Here is a 19,402-nt window from a genome sequence, read left to right on the forward strand (position 1 = left end):
TGCCGTTTTTACGACAGTAATTACTATATCATTTCCCTTAAAAAGCGTCAAACAGATTTTCGCACTTTTTAAACAAGAATTATTATAATATAAATAGCGTTCACTAGCAATATACCGCCCTTTACAATAACACTTGCGATAAATCCCCCAACAGAGCCAACGCCAATTTTGCCAAGCTGTTTCCACGACTTCTGGCCCCCAATTAATTCTCCGATGACAGCTCCGGCAAGTGCGCCAATCAGAATACCAGCAACCGGAATAATAAACGGCCCGACGACCAGGCCGATCAGGCTTCCCCAAATGCCGTACTTCGTTCCCCCGCTTCGCTGGATACCATAATAGTTAGCGACGTAATCAATGGCAAACAACAGCACGGCGATCACTGCCTGGATAATCCAGTATGCAATGCCAATGTCTGTGAACCCGTACCCGAGTGCAAACAAAAGAGCAGCAGCTGCATGAAATATCCCGCCCGGGAGAATCGGGTAAATAACTGCCACAAGCGCCAGCACGTAGCAGGCGAACCCAAGCAAATACCAGATAATTTCCATAGTTTCCTCCTTATACAGATATACTTTGTTCTATAGTCTTAGTCCCCTTTGGACCAGCCACAAAAAAGAAGGAGGTGTCCTCCCTCCTTCTCTTCTTATGAAACTTCCCGATCATCTAGTACTGTTTCGGCTATATTCACCGAATGGTCGCCGATACGTTCGAGATTACTGATCATATCGACAAATACAATACCGGCAGACCCGGAACAGCGCCCCTCATTCAAACGGAGAATGTGTTTTTTACGCAGCTTCCGTTCCATCTTATCGATGTCTTCTTCCTGTTTTGCCACCTGCTGGGCAATTTCATAGTCATCCTTTTCAAGCGCTTCAACGGCGCGGGTGAATGTGCTGATCGTCAGTGTGAACATTTCATGTAAATCTTTATATGCTTCCTCTGAAAGCGTCACTTTATTGGACAGCTGATAGTCGACAAGCTCCATGACGTTTTCCATATGGTCGCCCACCCGCTCGATGTCGCGGACAGTATCCATTACGACAGAGTGTTTGCGCGAATTTTCTTTAGACAAAGACCGGGCGGAAATGCCGATCAAATATTCCGTAATGTCTTTATCAAGGTTATTGATCGCTTCTTCATACCGAACAATCTTCTCGGCGTCCTTTTTGTTTTTCGTATCCAGATAGCTTTCGCTTTTCTTGAGACCTCTTCCAGCGTAATCTGCCATTCGGAGCGTTTCAAGCTTCGCCTGGTCTAAAGCAATCGCCGGGGATTGATAAATAAAGCTCGGATCCAAGTGTTTCGGTTTGTATTCAATTTCTTCATCGCTTCCAGGAACCAGCTTGGTAACGATGTACGCCAAAACGCCCACAAAAGGCAGCTGGATAATCATGTTTGAAATGTTAAAAATTCCGTGGGCGAACGCAATCGTCATTGGCTCATTTAAGTTAAGTGCTTCCTGCAGGTAGCTGATAAATGCTGTATACGGCACAAGCAGGATGAGTACAATTGTTGCACCGATCAGGTTAAAGATGACGTGGGTCAACGCAGTACGCTTTGCTGCCACGGAAGCGCCGATAGCTGCTATGACCGCTGTAACAGTCGTACCTATATTGTCGCCAAAAAGTATTGGAAGCGCAGCATCCAGCGATATTGCATTTTGCGTGTACAATTCCTGAAGAAGGCCAATGGTCGCCGAAGAGCTCTGCAGCCCGACGGTAAAGATGACCCCTACCAGCAACCCTAAAAGCGGGTTATTACTCATGCTTATCGTTAAATCGTTAAACGCCGGCAGTTCTTCAAGCGGTGCTACTCCGTCCCCCATAAGTGAGAGCCCAAAGAACAGGGCCCCAAAGCCGAAAAAAGTTTGTCCTATGTTGTTTATTTTTTTGTTTTTAAAGAAAAAGATCAGTACTGTACCAATAAATATAATTGGAAGAGCGTATTCTTCGAGTTTGATCCCAATAATAAACGCCGTCACCGTTGTCCCGACGTTTGCCCCCATAATAACGCCAATCGCCTGGCGCAGCGTCATAAAGCCGGCGCTTACAAGGCCGACTGTAAGTACTGTAGTTCCTGAACTTGATTGAATAAGTATAGTTACGATAATACCGACCAGCACGCCCATAAACGGGTTGGAGGTGAATTTATCCAGAAGGTCCCGAAGCCTGTCACCGGCAATCTTCTGCAGACCATCCCCCATGTATTTAATTCCAAACAGGAATATCCCCAAACCACCAAAAAAAGTAAACAAAATCGTTTGAATATCCAAACTCTACATCTCCTTAGTCGCTTTATGAATTTTGGCAGTTTTTTGCCGCGCCCAGTCTATTTTTAAAGTAATTTAAATGGTTTGTAAAGGAAATATTACTTTTTTCCAAAGTTATTTAACTTTTGTTTTTATGCCGTAAAAAAAGAGCAAGCCAAAGCCTCCTCTTTTTTCATCTACAACCTTTTATTATATGGAAATTATTGTTCTTTTACTGCGGAATCGAGACGCTTCACCCGGATGCGTGTACCGTCCACAGAGGTTACCTCAATTTCTTCGTTGGCATTCAGCCACTGATCGCCGCTTGTCGCACTGTAACGTTCTCCCTCAATATCAATCGTCCCAGTCGGACGGAAAGGAGTAACGGTAGTCCCCGTTTTACCGACCAGCCCTCCGTACGTCTGGTTAATCGAATTGTAGCCCAGATCGCTCGTTAAACTATCCTTAAGCATCAGCTTCGACCACAGATCCCGGCGCGGAAAAACCTTCAGGAAAAACATAGCTGCCATCGCTCCTGCCAGGAATCCGAAAATAACGAGTACGCCGTAAATAATGGTAGGAGTCGGTACTGCAATAGATACCCCCATCAGCAGAAGTCCTACAATAGAGACAGTGCCATCTCCGATAAGCTTGCCGTCAAGCAGAATCAGACCAAGCCCCGCTGCATACAGCACCAGCACCCAAATGCCGGCTGCCCCTTCAAGATGATAAGAAAAGAATAAGACCATAAAGGCTGTGCCCAGAATAAAAAATAAGCTTTTGGACTTAACCAGAAATTCGGAGATTAAAAACATCGTTCCAAGGAAAACGACAATAAATCCTACACTCGGGTTCGCTAACCATTCCATCGTATATACTCCCTTCCACAAAGCTTTTATATTGCCTACTCTATTCGTTTCATAAGCGCTTGATAATCATATATACGCGTAAGCAGCCAGTATCGTTTCACATATATTGTAACTCTTCCGTCTGCCAGTTGTCAGCTGAAAGCGTCTTCTTTCCATAAAAAAAGAGACCCTAGCGGCCTCTTCTCTTTTATCCAATATTATGCCGATTCCCCGGAATCGCTGTTGAACCATCCCTGGACGGAATCAAGCATTTGTTCGAGGAAAGCGACAATGCGTGAAAGGAAGTTCTGCGTGTCCTCGCTGTTCATAAAGCTGTCAATATTTTCGGTAGCCTTATTCAGCTGGTTTTCCATCTGTGACCAGTCGATATTTAAGTTCTGCATCCGGTCGAATAAGGAAACAAGCTCATCTTGCTGCTGTTCGCTCAGCTCAATATTCATATCACTGGAAACATTCTGTACGATAATCCGGATGTCTTCCGTATTATTAATCTCAGTGTTATTAATCTCCTGCTTGATTTCTGTGATCAGTGTTGTTGCTTCTTCTTTGCCGATGTCTTCGCCAAGCTCAGATGTTTTGGCAATCTCTTCATTTGCCACCTGTTTTTGATCCTCAGATATGCTGACATTGTTCTGCTGTTCGTAGGCTTTTAAAATTCCTGTCAGCGCGGCCGTGCCGGATACATTAAACGGGGCTGTTACGTAAACCTCTGCATCCTCCACTCCTGCTGTGGCAAGCGCGTTGGCATACATCCCTTCTGTAACAGTATCTATTTTATTCGTTTCAATATCAATGCCTTCACCGTCTTCAGCCGCAGTAATCTTTGCAGAAGATAATGCCCGCGAGCCAATTTCGGAACTGCTTAAATAATCCCCAAGATACTGATACTCTTCTTCATTTGTAACTTCAACCACCGGGACTTCCCCTTCGGTTACCTCCATCTCTTCGAGCAGAGAACTTCTTTGTTCCGAGGAAAGGTCCTGGCCGAGTGTCACTGTTACATCTCCTGTCGCTGCGTCCGCTGACACCTGCTGGCTTACCCCGAGAGCCCCTAACGTAACTACCCCGGCTGCTAATGTCTGTTGCCACCACTTCATTATAATCAGCTCTCCTTCTTATGCCCTTTCATTTCCAAATCATATGCTTTTTTGACCAATATATTTATATTCGTCGCATCTATAGTCGTAAGCTTTGCAAAAAAGTTACACTACCCGCACGCTTTCGTTAGTTTCTCATCATTTTACAAAATGCCGGCGCAGTGCATTTCATTTCACTGCGTTAGAAGCAACTGCTTGCCAAGAGCACACGCCCACTGATACAATTACGTTGTGTTATAGACCACTGTCAACTATTGTTGTTGCACTAGAAGAAGCACGAAATAAATTCACCAATATAAAGGGGCGAATGGATACATGAGCCAAATAACCCACCGCAGCGAAACCCGAGCAGTCAAAGTAGGTAATGTGACGATCGGTGGAAGCAATGAAGTAGTAGTACAAAGCATGACCACAACAAAAACCCACGATGTGGAAGCGACCGTCGCAGAAATCCACCGTCTTGAAGAAGCCGGATGCCAGATTGTCCGTGTCGCATGCCCGCAGATGAAGGATGCTGAAGCAATTCCGAAAATTAAACAGCGTATCAATATTCCGCTCGTGGTCGATATCCACTTCGACTATAATATGGCTTTAAAAGCCATTGAGGGCGGCGCCGATAAAATCCGGATCAATCCTGGCAACATCGGCAAGCGGGAAAAAGTAGAAGAGGTTGTTGAAGCAGCCAAAGCCAAAGGCATTCCGATCCGTATCGGTGTGAACGCTGGCTCCCTCGAAAAACGAATTCTTGATAAATACGGGTATCCAACTGCAGACGGAATGGTTGAAAGTGCTCTCTACCACATTTCCATTCTCGAAGAGCTCGGCTTTTACGATATCATCGTTTCAATGAAAGCTTCGGACGTGCACCTTGCTATTGAAGCTTATGAAAAAGCAGCTCAAGCCTTCAGCTATCCGCTTCATTTGGGCATCACTGAATCAGGCACCCAGTTCGCCGGTACGGTTAAAAGTTCGGCCGGCCTTGGCGCTATTCTAAGTAAAGGCATCGGAAGTACACTGCGTATTTCTCTCAGTGCCGATCCGGTGGAGGAAGTAAAAGTAGGCCGCGAACTTCTGAAAACGTTCGGCCTTGCGTCGAACGCCGCTACACTTATTTCCTGCCCTACCTGCGGACGTATCGAAATTGACCTGATTAGTATTGCTAACGATGTCGAAGAGTATATATCCACAATTAAAGCCCCAATTAAAGTAGCAGTGCTCGGCTGCGCAGTTAATGGCCCTGGTGAGGCAAGAGAAGCCGATATCGGTATTGCCGGTGCAAAAGGCGAAGGTCTTCTTTTCCGCCACGGGGAAATCATCCGGAAGGTTCCGGAAGAAACCATGGTGGAAGAACTGAAAATTGAAGTTGATAAAATTGCTGAAGAGCACTACGCTAAAGAGGCAGAAAAAGAACGCGAAGCTAAAGAAAAGGAACTGACGAACTAAGCTTCTCGTGCAAAAGAGGTCCACCCGTTGCGGGTGGACCTCTTTTTTGCTTTTATTGTTATCATCGCAGCTCCAGCGTTTATGCCGGTGCTGCTTCTCTTTGTTTTGCTCGTTTGCACTCAGCGCACAGGCCGTAAATCTCAAATTTATGACCGGTCACTTCAAAACCGCCGTCGACGTTTTCATTCAGCCAGTCCATCGGGCACGTTTCAATTTCTCTGGTTTTTCCACATTCAAGACAGATAAGATGATGATGGTGAGCCGTCGTTGAGCAGGAGAAACGAAAATGCATTTCGCCTTCAAGTTCGGTCATTTCAAGAATATCCATTTCTTCAAATATGGCCAGGTTTCGGTAGACAGTATCCACGCTCATTCCAGGGTAATTTTTTTGCAGGGACTGCAGTACCTCTTTCGCTGTCAGGTAGCGCTTTTCATCAGAAAAGAGCTGAAGCAGTTCTTCGCGCTTCGCAGTATATTTAAACCCTTGTTCTTTCATAATGTTAAGCGCTTTGGTGACGTTCATATTTAAGCCTCCTGTTTCTTTTCCAGTTAATCCATGCTCTAAGAATTAAAGTGGCTAAAAGTATAAAAGCAGCTGTTACCACCGTACCGCCGCCGGAAGCAACCCCAAAAAAGATGGAACCGGCCGCCCCGGCTGCCACAGAGATCTCCCCGATTATAACAGCTATCAGAAGCATTCGTTTAAAGCCAGTGGCCCACTGCATTGCAGCCGCTGCCGGAAGCGTAATTAAAGCCCCTGCGAGCAGCACGCCGACAACCTGCATGGATGCCGATATGACAATTGCAAGCAGCACAGCAAGCAGCACATTGAATATTTTAACCGGAATTCCAGCAGATGCCGCCATTTCTTCATCAAAGGAAAGAAACATTAACTCTCTCCCAAACGCTGCAAGCAGCCCTAAAGCAACAACTGTCATCACCCCAATAAACCAAAGGTCTTCCATCTGCACTGAAACGACACTGCCAAACAGGTAGCCATACCACTCCGTCACCCCATCCGCAGATATGGACATAAACAGGGCGCTGAGCCCTACCGCCGCTGCCATTAGAATCGGAGCGGCAAGCTCCTGAAATCCTCCGTAGGTATGACGTACACGTTCGATAATCAGCGACCCGGCAAACGCAAATAAAAAACCGGTATACAAAGGATTAATTTCCCAAAAAGCCTGAAGATTACCGGCGAGCACTCCGGCTGTCACTCCGGTAAGGGTGACGTGAGCGAGAGAATCTGCTATCAGCGAAGAGCGGCGCACAACTAAAAATGAACCGATCAAAGGTGCCGTCAGTCCAATTAACACCGCTGCTATAATGCTTCGTTCCACAAAATTAATATCAAACATAGCCGTCACTCTCTATTCTTTATTTTACACAATGAGCACTTTTTTGTGCTATTGATTTGCTTTGTCCGTCCATTTGGCCGCTTCCCACGGTCTCTGCCTTATTCGCCCAGCCACTTTTTCTGCCAGCACCACAATTGTCCATATTGCAAATGAAATGACTGCTATTGTACCGCCGGAGCTGAGGTCATAATAATAAGAAACAAAAAATCCAGCCAGCACAGCCGCTTCTCCAAACACTATGGCATACAGGAACATGCTTTTAAAGTTGGAGGCAACACGGAGCGCTGCTGCGGCCGGCAGTGTAATTAAGGCAGAAACAAGCAGTACTCCTAAAATAGATATGGAAGAAGCAACTACGACAGCCACGATGCCGGCAAATAATAAATTTACTCTCTGAACCGGAATTCCGTTTGCATCAGCCTGCTCCTCATCAAAAGCCAAAAACAATAATTCTTTGTAAAACAGCAGAAACAGCAGCAGCGACACAGCGGAAATGATGCCTATTACCATTGTGTCTGTGACGTTCACCGTGAGAATACTTCCAAATAAAAAGTTAAAAAGATCGTTGTTAAAACCGTCTGCCAAAGAAATAAAAACAACTCCAAGCCCAATGGCCGAAGCCATTACTACTGGTATTGAAAGCTCCTGAAATGTTTTAAACCGCCGGCGCAGGTATTCAATGATGAAGGAGACAATAAAAGTAAACAAAATGCCAGTGTAAAGAGGATTCCATTCGCTGAGCCAAACCCAGAAAGAAGCAAGCCAAAGGTGAAAGGCAATGCCGGTTAATGCCGTATGCGACATGGCATCGGCAATCATCGGTGTCTTTCTTACCACCACAAAGACACCGGCAGCCGGAGCAACCACTCCAAGCATAAGGCCGATGATCAGCGCATATCTTAGAAAATCAAATTCCAGAAAAACCATTAGGCTCCTCCCGCGTGGTGATCATGCTCATGGTGGATAATATGCACATCGTGCCCGTAAGTGCCGGCAAGATCACTTTCTTCAAACTCCCTCGTCGTTCCGTGAAAATGAAGCTGCTGATTCAGGCAGGCCACTTTTGTTACATACTTGGTCATCGCTCCTACATCATGGGTGACAAGAATAAGAGTAATGCCCTTCTCTCTGTTCCAGTAGCTCAGTCTTTCATAGAATGACTGAGCCGAGGCAGCATCCACCCCCACGGTCGGTTCGTCCAGAATCAGCACCTCAGGGTCGCTTACAAGCGCGCGCGCAATAAATACCCGCTGCTGCTGTCCTCCGGAAAGCCGGCCCATATTTTTCTTTTTATAGCCAAGCATATCCACCTGTTCGAGAGCTTCGTGAATCCGCTGCTTGTCTTTGCGGTTCAAAAACCGGAGCAGCCCTTTTTTACCATACAGTCCCATCGCAACGACCTCATATACAGTTACCGGGAAGCCGGCATTAAAACGATTTGCTTTTTGCGATACGTAGCCAATCTTCGGCCATTGATGAAAATGGCGGGCCGGAGTTCCAAACCAGCGGACTTCTCCTCTATATTGCTTATGCAGGCCTAACAGAATCCGTACAAGCGTGGATTTCCCTGAACCGTTCGGCCCAACCAGGCCGACAAAATCTCCGTGGTTTATATTCATATTGATGTCATCGAGCACGAGTTCTGACTCGTAGCGAAAGGACAGGTGATTCACTTCAAGCAGCGTATTCGTTGAATCTTCCATCAGGAAGCCTCCTTTTTTCCAAAAAACAATTAAGAATGGTTACGATTTATTGCTAGGAAAAGTATACAAAACCTTTTTGGTTCTGTAAATCTTCTTTGCTTAATCGTATATACAATTCATGGTTTTTCTTTGTATGATAGTTAATAGAAAAGCAGGCAACGAAATCAAATCCAATTCTAAGGAATGATGCATATGTTTCAAGCGAAAGAAAAAGTCGCCGTTATCGATATTGGCTCCAATTCCATTCGTCTTGTAATTAATGAAGTGGATGAAAAACGGGGCTACCGCGAACTTCATAATTTAAAAACCGTCGCCCGCCTAAGTAACCATATTGATGATCAGGATGCGCTCACTGCTGAAGGGAGAGATATTCTGCTGCATACGCTGCAGCAGTTTGAAGAAGTTCTTCGTTTTCACGATGTTCAAACCATTCATGCCGTGGCCACCGCAGCTGTACGTGGTGCGTCCAACCGTGAAGAAATTCTGCAATACATTGAAGAACGCATTGATTTTCCTATCCGCGTGCTCTCCGGCGAGGAAGAAGCCTCTTACGGCTATCTGGCAGTCGTGAATTCCACCAGTCTATCTGAAGGTATTACGATTGATATTGGTGGTGGAAGTACAGAAGTGACCATGTTCAAAAACAGGGAACTTGTACGCACTCACAGCTTTCCTTTTGGCGCTCTCACCTTAAAACAGAAATTCCTTCCAAATGATGATAAAATTACCTCAAGTAACTTAAAGCAAATGAATAAATGGATTGAAAAACAGTTCCAGAAGGTGCCCTGGTTAAAAAAGGAGGGTGAAAATCTTCCGGTTGTCGGTATCGGCGGCAGTTCCCGTAACATGGTGCTCGTCCACCAGGCTTCCATCAACTATCCCCTGGCCGGTTTGCATCAGTATTCCATGAGCGGTCGCGATATTGCTGAAACCATGGACCTTCTTGAAAAATCAAGCTTATCGGAACGGGAAAACATCGAGGGTCTTTCCAAGGACCGGGCGGACGTTATTATCCCGGCAGTCCGGATCATTTCCCAGCTTTACAATCATATCGATGCCCCCTCCTATTTAATCAGCAATAAGGGTCTTCGTGACGGTCTGCTGTTTGAAGAGCTGCTTCGGGACAAAACATATCCTCATTTTCCGGACGTAATAGAAGAAAGCTTCTACCAGCTGAACCGTGAATTTGAGATTAATCCAGACTATGTGGATGAAGTCGGTAACATTGCTTCTTCTATGTACAATAGCCTCGAGCCTTATATTCCAAAATCCTATTTGCATGAAGATAATCATCGCCTGCTGAACCGGGCCGCCCAGGTGCTGTATATCGGAGAGTACATCAGCTCTGAGGCGAGCAGCCAGCATACTTTTTACATTTTAACCAACCGTTCCATCGATGGCATCATGCATGAAGAGCGCATAGCCATGTCCCTTGTATCATCCTTTAAATCAAAATCAATGTTTAAAGAGTTTGCAAAGCCGTTTCGTCCCTATCTTCAGAAAAACAGCCTAAAACGGCTCGAATTTCTCGGAAGCATCTTAAAGTTCTCTTATTCGCTCAATCGCACGCGCCGCAATATCGTTTCAGGGCTCGGCATTGACAAAGAAGGCAAAGAACTCCACTTCCACATTTATTGCCGCGAGGGGATGCATTCTGCTTTTGAAGAAGCCAAAGCAGATAAGTACAAAAAACACCTGGAGAAAATGATCAGCCGGGACGTGGTGCTTCATTTCCATGAACAGTCCCCCGTTTCTGCTTTTTCAAGCTGAACGATGCTTTTTTCGTGGATCTTTACATGCACTTAACATTTCATTGATACAATTGGCCCAGAAGTGAACAGGGTGTAAAGAAAGGCGGATTCTACTATGACCGAAACGACACAGTCATATATTGACCTCAATAATCCAGCATATTATAACAACCGCGAAATCAGCTGGCTTGCTTTTAATGAACGGGTGCTTGAAGAAGCGCTTGATGAAACCAATCCGCTCCTTGAGCGCCTAAAGTTTTTAGGTATTTTCAGCTCCAACCTGGACGAGTTTTTCATGGTCCGGGTCGCAGGTTTAAAAGACCAGGTGAAAGCAGGATTTAATAAGCCTGAAAATAAAGCCGGGCTCACGCCGAAGCAGCAGCTCTCCGAAATCACTAAAAAAAATTCAGAGCTCGTACGACTGCAGGATCACTTTTTTACAGAAACAGCTGTACCGCTGTTAGCCTCGGAAAATATCCGTTTTCTTTCAACGCTCGAATTAAACAGCGGCCAGTATGAATATATTCAGGAATACTTCATGTCCAATATTATGCCGGTGCTGACACCAATGGCCGTCGATGCCTATCGTCCGTTTCCGATGCTGCTGAACAAGTCATTAAACCTGGCTGTACGGCTGCAAAAAGAGGATAGCGGAGAAAAGGAAAGCATCGCCATCGTACAGGTCCCCGGCGTGCTCCCGCGCTTCCTCGCACTTCCATCAGCCAACGGCAGCCGGGAGTATATACTGCTTGAGCAGGTGCTTGCCGAATTTATACACATGCTTTTCAGGGGGTTTTCCGTGGTAAGTGCTTCTCCGTTCCGGATTACCCGCAACGCGGATTTAACGATCCATGAAGAAGGCGCCCGCGATTTGCTCAGGGAAATTGAAAAGGAATTAAAAAAGCGCAAATGGGGCGCTGCCGTTCGCCTCGAATGCCAGCAAGGCATGATGGACGAATATATTCTTTCCTTTCTGCTCGAGGCTCTTGAGATTCATACGGACGATGTATATACGCTGAAGGGCCCGATCGATTTAACCTTTCTGTTTCCGCTCTGCGATGAACTAGGAGAGGCCTGGGAGCACCTTTCGTACGAAACGCTTATCCCTCAGCCGCCTGAAGATTTAATTGCCGACTCCGACGTGTTCAACGCTTCCGACGAACGGGATATTTTATTGCATCATCCATACGAATCGTTCCAGCCGGTGATTGATTTTATTTCCAAATCTGCCGATGACCCTGATGTACTTGCCATTAAACAGACTCTTTACCGTGTCAGCGGGGACTCTCCTATTATTGCTGCGCTGGCAAGAGCTGCAGAGCAGGGTAAGCAGGTCACGGTACTTGTAGAGCTGAAAGCACGCTTTGACGAAGAAAATAACATCCAGTGGGCGAAGACCCTCGAAAAATCCGGGGTCCATGTCATTTATGGGATCACGTCGCTCAAAACTCACAGTAAAATTGTGCTGATCGTTAAAAAAACAGCGGCCGGCATTAAACGGTATGTGCACCTCGGCACCGGGAATTATAACGATTCCACCGCCAAGGTATACACCGACATGGGCATGATTACCACCCGCCCGTCCTTCGGTGAGGATGCTACTAACTTTTTTAATCACTTAAGCGGGTTTTCCCAGCAGCCTTCCTGGAATGAGATCAGCACTTCTCCGGACGGGATCCGTGATGAGCTGCTCCAATTGATCCAGCGGGAAATTGAATGTCACCAGCGGGATGGGAACGGACGAATTATCGCGAAGATGAACTCTTTAACAGACAAGGACCTCATCATTAAACTGTATGAAGCTTCCAGGGCCGGCGTTCGCATCGAACTTATCGTGCGCGGTATTTGCTGCCTAAAACCGGGTATCCCCGGAGTAAGCGAAAATATCACCGTCCGAAGCATTGTCGGCCGATTTCTCGAGCATACCCGCATTTTTTATTTTGCCCACAGCGGCAGCGACTATTATTACTTGTCCTCGGCTGACTGGATGACACGCAATATGGAAAAACGGATCGAAATTATGTTTCCAGTTTATGAAGCTATTTTAAAGGAACGGCTCAACTCCATTTTACAGCTGATTCTGCAGGATAATGTCAAAGCACGGGAGCAGGACAGCAGCGGCCGTTATTATTACGTCGAGCCTTCCTCTGGAGAGCCTTCCATTAACAGCCAGCTCGTCTTATTTGAGTGGGCATCAAGGTTTCTGGACATGAATAACGAATAAAACCACGCCCTGCACATTCATGAATGCGCAGGGCGTGCTTGTGATGGGAGAGGCCTATCTCTTTGCTCCGTTTTGATTCCTCAGAAACCCAGATGTAATTTACACCCCTGTACCAGGCATTTATACCTCTGCTGGCATGAGTTCATCCCGCCAGTTCGCCTTCCATTCTTTTTGTCTGAGCATAGCAATTTCATGCTTATACGGTGGTTGTTTGTTTTTCTTATCTGTGCCTACATAAGGTGTTTCTAATATTTTCGGCACAGATGCAAATGCCTCGTGGTGCACAATTTCCGCCAGCGTATTGTAGCCAATATACCCATAACCGATATTTTCATGGCGGTCTTTGCCTGCTCCGCGCTCGTTTTTACTGTCGTTAATATGAAGCACCTTCAGTCGGTCCAGGCCGACATAATGATCGAACGCTTCCAGGACGCCGTCAAGGTCTCCTGTGATATCGTAGCCCGCGTCGTGGGTGTGGCATGTATCAAAGCAGACGCTCAATTTATCATTGTGGGTTACTCCGCTGATAATCTCTGAAAGCTCCTCAAAGCTTCTTCCGCATTCCGACCCTTTTCCGGCCATTGTTTCAAGCGCGATTTGAACCTTCTGATCCGGATATATGACTTCATTTAATCCTTCAATGATTTTTTTAATTCCCGCCTCTGTGCCAGCTCCGACATGCGCACCCGGATGAAGTACGATCTGCTTTGCCCCGAGTGATTCGGCTCTGCTGATTTCATTGCGCAAAAAATCGACGCCCAACTGAAACGTTTCCGGCTTGGTGGTGTTGCCGATATTAATAATATACGGTGCGTGAACCACAACCTCCTGGATGCCATTTTCTTTCATATGCGCATGCCCGTTTTCGATATTTAATTCTTCGATAGGTTTGCGCCTGGTGTTCTGCGGCGCTCCTGTGTAGATCATCATCGCTGTCGCTCCATACGAAGCCGCTTCTTCGCTCGAACCAAGAAGCATTTTTTTTCCGTTCATAGATACATGTGAGCCTAAAAGCACAGTCATCACCTCGGTTATTATTTTCGTTTACGGCGGCGGGATGTTGTTTGGTCCGCCATTGCTTTTTTCTTATATCCCGGCTTCACTTTCTTCGGTTTTTTTACCGGCATAGCATCTGACGCAGGCGCAGGCTTTCGCTTCGTCTGCTTGGTCGCAAACAGCGGCTTGGATAGTTCAGTCCAGGCGCCTTTACGAAAGTCCATAAACGTAAAACGAATACCCTGCTTCTGAAGGGAAAGCACAGCTTTCCGGTCTTCTTCCCCCATCAGAGTATACGATTCTCCTGTCAGCCCCGCCCGTCCAGCGCGACCCGTCCGGTGGATAAAGTATTCCAGCTCTTTCGGCAGACTGTAGTTAATAATATGCGAAATTCCGGGAATATCCATGCCCCGGGCAGCAAGGTCGGTAGCTACCAGGTACTGGACTTCGAGATTTTGAATCCGTTTCATGACCTGCTTGCGCTGCCGTGAAGGCAGCCCGCCGTGCAGCACTTCTACCGGGTATTGCTTTTTAAACATTTCTCCAGCCAGTTCATCGGCTTCGTCCTTCGTGCTCGCAAATATAATGGCTAGAAACGGCTGCAGCCGGTCCACAAGCTCCATCGTCACATCGAGCCGGCTGCGGTGCCTAAGGGCGATGCCGTAATGAGTCATCTCCTTCGGTGTCGCATGCTCCGGCTTGACGTGTACATGCTTCGGATTATTCATATATTTGCGCAGAAAGGGCTGCAGGCTTTCCGGAACCGTAGCAGAAAATACCATCATCTGCAGATTGTCCGCCATTTTACCGGCCACCGGGTCAATCTCTTCCAGAAAGCCCATGTCAAGCATCTGGTCGGCTTCATCAATGACGAGCATGGTTGCTGTATGCACATTGATAACATTTTCTCCTACCATATCTTTCAACCGGCCCGGTGTTGCTACAATAATGTGAGGCGGGTTACGGAGCTGCTCCATTACCCTTGAGCGTTCCGTGCCTCCGGACACCTGCTTGGCACGTACCGAAGAAGTTTCGTCTTCATCTATAAGTTCCTTCAGCACCCCGAAGATCTGGCCGGCAAGCTCACGTGTAGGCGCTGTAATGACTGCCTGTAATTCCGCTTTGGAGGTGTCGATCCTGCTCAAAATCGGGAGCAGGTACGCTAGTGTCTTTCCAGACCCCGTCTGTGACTGGCCAATAACATCTTTTCCATTAATGGCAGACGGAATCAGCCGTTCCTGAATATCCGTTGGTTTTTGAATTCGTTTTTTATCCAGCAGCTTGAGGGCATAAGCTGGAATGTTATATTGTTTAAAGCGGTTTTCCACGCTATTCACCTAACTCTCTTTTCATTTACGCATTTTTTGCATCTCCATATTTTATCATAGTTAAAATAGAAACCATAGCTTCTCCTCTGCTTCTGTTCACAAAATATTAAAGGAATGGTATTTGGCCAGCTGTCCTTTCTTTTCAACCAGACGCTTAGGTAGTATAATGAATCCAGAATCGTTTTATATGACTGCATACGTAAAGTCAGCGCGTACACGCAAGACCTCACGGTTCAAATTATGAAACAGGAGGCCTTTATGGAAGTAACGAAAATTTCACCACGGGGATACTGCTACGGCGTTGTTGATGCGATGGTAATGGCGAAGAAAGCCGCCGGCAACCAGGAGCTCCCACGCCCCATCTATATTTTAGGCATGATCGTACACAATAAACACGTGACTGACGCGTTTGAGGAAGAAGGCGTTATTTCTCTCGACGGACCCAACCGGCTTGAAATACTCCGCCAGGTGGACAAAGGCACGGTCGTCTTTACGGCTCACGGCGTTTCGCCGGAAGTCCGCGAGCTCGCCGAAGAAAAAGGACTGACGACTATTGACGCTACCTGCCCGGACGTTACCGTGACGCACGACTTAATACGGGAAAAACGGGACCAGGGCTATGAATTTATCTATGTCGGCAAAAAGGGGCATCCGGAGCCGGAAGGCGCTGTCGGTGTCGCTCCGGACATCGTACATTTAGTAGAAACACTCGATGATCTTGAGAGCTTAAATATCCAGTCGGAACGGATTATTATGACCAACCAGACGACGATGAGTCAATGGGATGTTTCCGACATTATGGACCGGGCGAGAGAAATTTACCCGCACGCAGAGGTTCATAACGAAATCTGTAATGCCACTCAGGTACGCCAGGAAGCGGTAGCTGAGCAGGCAAAGGATGTGGATCTTGTGCTCGTTGTCGGCGATCCGAAAAGCAACAACTCCAACCGGCTTGCCCAGGTCTCGGAGCAGGTTGCAGGAACCACTGCGTACCGGATCAGCAACTTGGCCGAGCTGGATTTAAGCTGGCTTGAAAATGTCAATTCTGTCGGGGTTACAGCAGGCGCTTCCACACCGACGCTAATCACAAAGGAAGTCATTTTGTTTATCGACCAGTACGACCCTAATGATTCGTCTACGTGGGACACCGAATCCCGGATCGATAAATCAAAAATTCTTCCAAAAGTTAAAGCAAAATCATAAAAAAATTCCTCCGTTAAAAGCGGAGGAATTTTTCTGTTACGCCAACCGGAATGGCTCAGTGGACAGATCAGAAGCGACCCATTCGACCTGCAGCAGACCCTGGCTGCGGCTTTGCATTTCCTTCTGAACGCCCTTTTTCATGATTTTCTCCACATGATGGCCGGGATCGATCATCGTAAGACCGTCCATAGCTGCATCCTGGGCTGTATGGAAATAAATATCGCCCGTGATGTACACATCTGCCTGCTTGGAAAGCGCCTGCTGCCAGTACTTGTTGCCGTCGCCTCCAAGCAGTGCCACGCGTTTAATCCGGTCGGTTTTTCCGTCCACCACCCGGACAAACGGCACATCATAGCTCTTTTTCACCTGTTCCACAAATGCGTCAAGCGTCATTTCCTCTGGGAGTTCTCCAACCCTGCCTAATCCGTAAGGCTCTCCTGGGAGGGCAAGCGGGTACAGATCATACGCCGGCTCTTCATATGGATGAGCGGCAGTTAAAGCGGCTTCCACTTTTTTCCGGAGGGAGTGCGGCACAACCGTTTCCATCCGTTTTTCGTCTGCAAATTCCATTTTTCCCTGCTCACCCAGAAAGGGGTCGGTGCCGTCTCCGGGGATAAACGTTCCGGTCCCTGAGGCAGAAAACGTGCAATGGCTGTATTCACCGATATAACCGGCGCCCGCGTCTCCCACTGCCTGCCGTACTTCTTCAGCGTGGGATTCCGGCACAAAAGCCACCAGCTTGTACAGCTGATCTTCACCAGTTGGAGCCAGCACTTCTGTATTCGTTAAACCGAGTGCTTCTGCCATCATGTCATTCACTCCCCCCGGAGCTATGTCCAGGTTTGTATGAGCGGCATAGACAGTTAAATCATGCTTAATACACTTTTCAATTACCGGTCCCTGCCCGTTCGCCACGTCAAGCGACTTTATCGGGCGGAACAGGAGCGGGTGGTGGGCAATGATTAGCTCTGCTCCGTTTTTGACCGCTTCATCCACTACTTCTTCGGTCACATCAAGGGTCGTAAGTACTTTTGTTACCGGCTGGTTCCAATCCCCGATCATCAGCCCTACCCGGTCCCCTTCCACAGCCAGCGATGGCGGCGCCCACTCTTCAAACAACCGGATAACGTCACGTACAGTATTCATGCAATAACCTCCTCAACCCATGCAATGTATTGGCTTAATTCTTGTTTCTTTGCCGTGATTTTTTCTGTCGGAACGGCGTTTGTCAACTGGTGCAAAATCTGCTGCCAGTTATCTTTTTCCCTCATCCATTTCTCCTTAAAAGCATTGTTTCTTTCTTCAAGCAGGTAAGGCCCGAACAGCAGCTGCTTTTCAAGCGGTTCTCCGCACTCTTGGTACGGCGCTTCTGCTTCTCCAGGTACAGCCGTCAGTACTTCGTATACGTGGCGCTCCTCCTTCAGGATTCGCTCGCCTGTAAGCTTCCAGCCGTTATCAAGCAGCCATTTGCGGACGCGGACCGCCGAAACGTTGGGCTGAAGAACCAGCTTCTGTACAAAATGAAGCTTTATCTTCCCCTGTTCTAAAATATCAGCGATCAGTGTGCCACCCATTCCGGCGATAACGACCGTATCAACCGCGTCTTTTTTAGTTAAGACAGCAAGACCGCTGCCCAGGCGGATATCGATTTTATCAGTCAGTCCGCAGGAAGCAATGTAGTCCGACGCAGCCTGGAGCGGTCCCGCATTTACATCTGCCGCCACCGCACGCTCCGCCTTGCGGTGCGCCACTGCTTCCACCGGGACAAGCCCGTGATCCGTGCCTATATCTGCGACTACCGCCCCCGGGTCGATTTGTTCAGCGATGAGTGCCAGTCTATCCGGCAATACAGATTTCTTCATGTTTTCCTCTCTCTTCTATGTAAAATAAAAAAGGGACACCTGCTTATTGGAAGCATGCGTCCCCTTGTATCTATAATGAATTCATTAGTCCATGAAATCTTTTAATCGCTTGCTGCGGCTAGGGTGACGAAGCTTTCTTAACGCCTTGGCCTCGATCTGGCGAATACGTTCTCTTGTTACGCCAAACACTTTGCCCACTTCTTCGAGCGTACGGGTGCGCCCGTCATCAAGACCAAACCGGAGACGAAGAACATTTTCTTCACGGTCCGTAAGCGTATCAAGCACGTCTTCAAGCTGCTCTTTCAGCAATTCATAGGCGGCTGCATCCGAAGGCGCCATTGCTTCCTGGTCTTCAATAAAGTCACCAAGATGGGAATCATCTTCTTCACCGATCGGAGTTTCCAGCGACACCGGCTCCTGGGCAATTTTGAGAATTTCCCTGACTTTATCCGGAGTCAGGTCCATTTCTTTGGCAACTTCTTCCGGAAGCGGCTCCCGGCCGAGATCCTGCAGCAGCTGGCGCTGCACGCGGATTAATTTATTGATCGTTTCCACCATGTGCACCGGAATACGGATGGTTCTCGCCTGGTCGGCAATAGCACGGGTGATTGCCTGACGGATCCACCACGTAGCGTACGTACTGAATTTAAATCCTTTGCTGTGGTCAAATTTCTCCACCGCTTTAATCAGGCCCATGTTGCCTTCCTGGATTAAGTCGAGAAAGAGCATGCCGCGCCCGACATAACGTTTTGCGATAGAGACCACCAAACGAAGGTTGGCTTCTGCAAGACGGCGTTTTGCTTCTTCATCGCCTTCTTCGATTTTAGTCGCAAGATTAATTTCTTCTTCCGCAGAAAGAAGTGGCACGCGGCCAATTTCTTTTAAATACATGCGGACTGGATCGTTAATTTTAATGCCTGGAGGGACGCTTAAATCATTCAAGTCGAGAGATTCTTCTTTTTCTACCTGTTCCATGCTCGGAACTTCTTCTCCCTCGTTGATAATATCAACGCCTTGTTCACCAAGGTATTCAAAAAACTCATCCATTTGCTCAGAATCCTGGTCGTAACTGGAGAGTTTTTCTGTTATTTCTGCGTACGTTAATGTTCCACGTTTTTTGCCCGTTTCGAGCAATTGTTCTTTTACCTGATCGACCGACATTTCACCTTCCGCCAGCGGACGGCTTGGTTTTTCCGCCATTCGATCTCCCTCCTTCCAAGCTTCACACCTTGAATCCTACCCTGTCTCTTTACATGCCCGCAATTGTCTGTGCCGACGATTTCTTTTCCTGGTATTTTCTTAGCTGGTTGA

Annotated in this window: 17 protein-coding genes; 4 read left to right on the forward strand and 13 right to left on the reverse strand. The window is 47.3% G+C overall.

Annotated features, from left to right (window positions below; all coding sequences use genetic code 11):
- Positions 1-68: 68 nt before the first annotated feature.
- The 4 genes from CHL76_RS04355 to CHL76_RS04370 form a co-directional block, all read right to left on the reverse strand.
- Positions 69-551, reverse strand: a complete 483-nt coding sequence (locus tag CHL76_RS04355; RefSeq protein ID WP_079476824.1) for a DUF456 domain-containing protein — start codon at positions 549-551, stop codon at positions 69-71.
- A gap of 95 nt (positions 552-646) precedes the next feature.
- Positions 647-2,278 carry a Na/Pi cotransporter family protein gene (locus CHL76_RS04360; protein WP_094907957.1) on the reverse strand — a complete coding sequence of 544 codons (1,632 nt, stop codon included), beginning with the start codon at positions 2,276-2,278 and terminating at the stop codon, positions 647-649.
- Between the two features lie 197 nt (positions 2,279-2,475).
- Entirely contained in the window at positions 2,476-3,123 is a 648-nt protein-coding gene (locus CHL76_RS04365) for an NfeD family protein (RefSeq protein ID WP_079476826.1), read from the reverse strand.
- Between the two features lie 197 nt (positions 3,124-3,320).
- On the reverse strand, positions 3,321-4,220 hold the full coding sequence (locus CHL76_RS04370; protein ID WP_094907958.1) for a DUF1002 domain-containing protein: 900 nt from the start codon (positions 4,218-4,220) through the stop codon (positions 3,321-3,323).
- Positions 4,221-4,535: 315 nt separating this feature from the next.
- On the opposite strand from CHL76_RS04370, the gene ispG reads away from it, so the two are divergent.
- On the forward strand, positions 4,536-5,663 hold the full coding sequence (gene ispG, locus CHL76_RS04375) for a flavodoxin-dependent (E)-4-hydroxy-3-methylbut-2-enyl-diphosphate synthase (protein ID WP_079476828.1): 1,128 nt from the start codon (positions 4,536-4,538) through the stop codon (positions 5,661-5,663).
- A gap of 79 nt (positions 5,664-5,742) precedes the next feature.
- On the opposite strand, the gene CHL76_RS04380 is transcribed toward ispG, so the two are convergent.
- From CHL76_RS04380 to CHL76_RS04395, 4 genes are read right to left on the reverse strand one after another with little or no spacing between them, the layout of a single operon-like run.
- A complete protein-coding gene (locus CHL76_RS04380; RefSeq protein ID WP_079476829.1) occupies positions 5,743-6,186 on the reverse strand; it encodes a Fur family transcriptional regulator in 444 nt (147 codons plus the stop codon).
- Positions 6,164-7,024: a metal ABC transporter permease gene (locus CHL76_RS04385; protein ID WP_079476830.1), complete on the reverse strand. Its 861-nt coding sequence runs from the start codon at positions 7,022-7,024 to the stop codon at positions 6,164-6,166. Before CHL76_RS04385 ends, CHL76_RS04380 begins: the two co-directional genes overlap by 23 nt.
- Positions 7,025-7,072: 48 nt before the next feature.
- On the reverse strand, positions 7,073-7,951 hold the full coding sequence (locus CHL76_RS04390; protein ID WP_079476831.1) for a metal ABC transporter permease: 879 nt from the start codon (positions 7,949-7,951) through the stop codon (positions 7,073-7,075).
- Entirely contained in the window at positions 7,951-8,727 is a 777-nt protein-coding gene (locus tag CHL76_RS04395) for a metal ABC transporter ATP-binding protein (protein ID WP_079476832.1), read from the reverse strand. Before CHL76_RS04395 ends, CHL76_RS04390 begins: the two co-directional genes overlap by 1 nt.
- 192 nt (positions 8,728-8,919) lie before the next feature.
- Between CHL76_RS04395 and ppx the strand changes: the two genes are divergently transcribed.
- A complete protein-coding gene (ppx, locus tag CHL76_RS04400) occupies positions 8,920-10,497 on the forward strand; it encodes an exopolyphosphatase (protein ID WP_079476833.1) in 1,578 nt (525 codons plus the stop codon).
- Between the two features lie 96 nt (positions 10,498-10,593).
- Positions 10,594-12,702 (forward strand): RNA degradosome polyphosphate kinase, encoded by a 2,109-nt coding sequence (locus tag CHL76_RS04405; RefSeq protein WP_079476834.1) that lies wholly within the window; start codon positions 10,594-10,596, stop codon positions 12,700-12,702.
- Between the two features lie 120 nt (positions 12,703-12,822).
- Here CHL76_RS04405 and CHL76_RS04410 read toward each other — a convergent pair whose 3' ends face one another.
- A complete protein-coding gene (locus CHL76_RS04410; protein ID WP_094907959.1) occupies positions 12,823-13,725 on the reverse strand; it encodes a deoxyribonuclease IV in 903 nt (300 codons plus the stop codon).
- Between the two features lie 11 nt (positions 13,726-13,736).
- Complete coding sequence (locus tag CHL76_RS04415) at positions 13,737-15,026, reverse strand: DEAD/DEAH box helicase (protein ID WP_079476836.1); 1,290 nt, start codon at positions 15,024-15,026, stop codon at positions 13,737-13,739.
- 258 nt (positions 15,027-15,284) lie between these two features.
- On the opposite strand from CHL76_RS04415, the gene CHL76_RS04420 reads away from it, so the two are divergent.
- Positions 15,285-16,229 carry a 4-hydroxy-3-methylbut-2-enyl diphosphate reductase gene (locus CHL76_RS04420; RefSeq protein WP_079476837.1) on the forward strand — a complete coding sequence of 315 codons (945 nt, stop codon included), beginning with the start codon at positions 15,285-15,287 and terminating at the stop codon, positions 16,227-16,229.
- Between the two features lie 36 nt (positions 16,230-16,265).
- Here CHL76_RS04420 and CHL76_RS04425 read toward each other — a convergent pair whose 3' ends face one another.
- The 3 genes from CHL76_RS04425 to rpoD all read right to left on the reverse strand — a co-directional run bounded on the left by CHL76_RS04425 (position 16,266) and on the right by rpoD (position 19,291).
- On the reverse strand, positions 16,266-17,375 hold the full coding sequence (locus tag CHL76_RS04425; protein ID WP_094907960.1) for a Nif3-like dinuclear metal center hexameric protein: 1,110 nt from the start codon (positions 17,373-17,375) through the stop codon (positions 16,266-16,268).
- A complete protein-coding gene (locus tag CHL76_RS04430; protein WP_094907961.1) occupies positions 17,372-18,091 on the reverse strand; it encodes a tRNA (adenine(22)-N(1))-methyltransferase in 720 nt (239 codons plus the stop codon). The genes CHL76_RS04425 and CHL76_RS04430 overlap by 4 nt, the downstream gene beginning before the upstream one ends.
- An 84-nt stretch (positions 18,092-18,175) precedes the next feature.
- Positions 18,176-19,291: an RNA polymerase sigma factor RpoD gene (gene rpoD, locus CHL76_RS04435; RefSeq protein WP_079476840.1), complete on the reverse strand. Its 1,116-nt coding sequence runs from the start codon at positions 19,289-19,291 to the stop codon at positions 18,176-18,178.
- Between the last annotated feature and the right edge of the window lie 111 nt (positions 19,292-19,402).

This window comes from Marinococcus halophilus (assembly GCF_002265875.1).
GTDB classification, from domain to species: Bacteria; Bacillota; Bacilli; order Bacillales; family Marinococcaceae; genus Marinococcus; species Marinococcus halophilus.